Raw genomic sequence first — 1,341 nt, 5'->3', positions numbered from 1 at the left:
CAGGGTCCCGGCAAAGTCGGTTTGGGTCTGCATGAGGGCAGGCACGGTCTCTGGTTGATCATGTGAGTGTCTAAGTCCCATGATCGTGTGAGAGAACCGTGCCTGCTGTCTCATCATCCCTGACCGATTCCGGTCTTGCCCGGCTGGGCCTGGCGAGCACCACGACGTCGGGCTCCGGGCTCTGCCCGGAGCGTGTGTTCGATCTGCGTGACCATTTCGCCGTGGTTCCCGATCCCCGGGACCGGCGTGGGGTCCGGCATACGCTGTGGTCGATCCTGCTGATCACGGCGGCGGCGGTCTGCGCGGGCGCTCAGTCGTTCACCGCGATCGGCGAGTGGGCCGCGGATGCCCCGCAACGGGTCCTGGCGTTACTCGGCACCCGCTACGACCGGCGACGCGAGCGTTATGTGGCGCCGGATGAGCGGACCCTGCGGCGGATGCTGCAAACCGTGGACGGTGACGCGGTAGACGCGGCGATCTGCGCGTGGCTGCAGGAACGCCACCTCGCCGGTGGCACGGACCTTGAGGTCACCGCGATCGCGGTGGACGGAAAGGCCCTGCGCGGCACCCGCGGCGGCGCCGACGCACGCGGCGTGCACCTGCTCTCCGCGCTGACCCACCAGCACGGCACGGTCCTGGCCCAGGCCCAGGTCGGAGCCAAGACCAGCGAGGTCTCCGGGTTCGCCCCGCTGCTCGACCGGGTTGACCTGACCGGGACGGTGGTCACCGCCGACGCCCTGCACACCACCGCCGGCCACGCCCACTACCTGACCGCCGAACGCCACGCGGACTACGTGTTCGTGGTCAAACGCAACCGGCATCACCTGCACGCCCGGCTCGCCACCCTGCCCTGGGCCGACACCGAACCTGGACACCACACCCTCGACACCGGCCACGGACGCCGCGAACGACGCGCGATCCAGCTACTGCCCGCCCCCGAGGACGTCACGTTTCCCCATGCCGCACAAGTGTTTCTCCTCGAACGCCACGTCACCTACACCGCCACCGGCAACACCCACCACGAGACCGTGCTGGGCATCACCAGCCTCACCAACGACCAGGCCGGGCCAGACCGGATCGCCGATCTGGCCCGCGGCCACTGGTGCATCGAGAACCAGCTGCACTGGGTCCGCGACGTCACCTACCGCGAAGACACCTCCCAAGTCCGCACCGGCAACGCACCCCGCATCATGGCCGGACTACGCAACCTCATCATCAGCACACTCCGACTCAACGGACACACCAACATCGCCGCCGCACTACGCCACAACGCCCGCGACTTCACCCGACCACTAACCCAGCTCGGAATCACCCACTAACCAGCCACAACGACTTTGCCGG

At 68.2% G+C, this 1,341-nt stretch carries 1 protein-coding gene; it reads left to right on the top strand.

What is annotated here, in order from left to right; genetic code table 11:
- Positions 1–98: 98 nt before the first annotated feature.
- On the top strand, positions 99–1,319 hold the full coding sequence (locus ACFOSH_RS42400) for an ISAs1 family transposase (RefSeq protein WP_378247194.1): 1,221 nt from the start codon (positions 99–101) through the stop codon (positions 1,317–1,319).
- Positions 1,320–1,341 lie beyond the last annotated feature (22 nt).

Origin of the sequence: Amycolatopsis speibonae (assembly GCF_042647925.1) — a bacterium.
Taxonomy (GTDB): Bacteria; Actinomycetota; Actinomycetes; order Mycobacteriales; family Pseudonocardiaceae; genus Amycolatopsis; species Amycolatopsis speibonae.
This window is presented reverse-complemented; position numbering and strand designations above follow the sequence as displayed.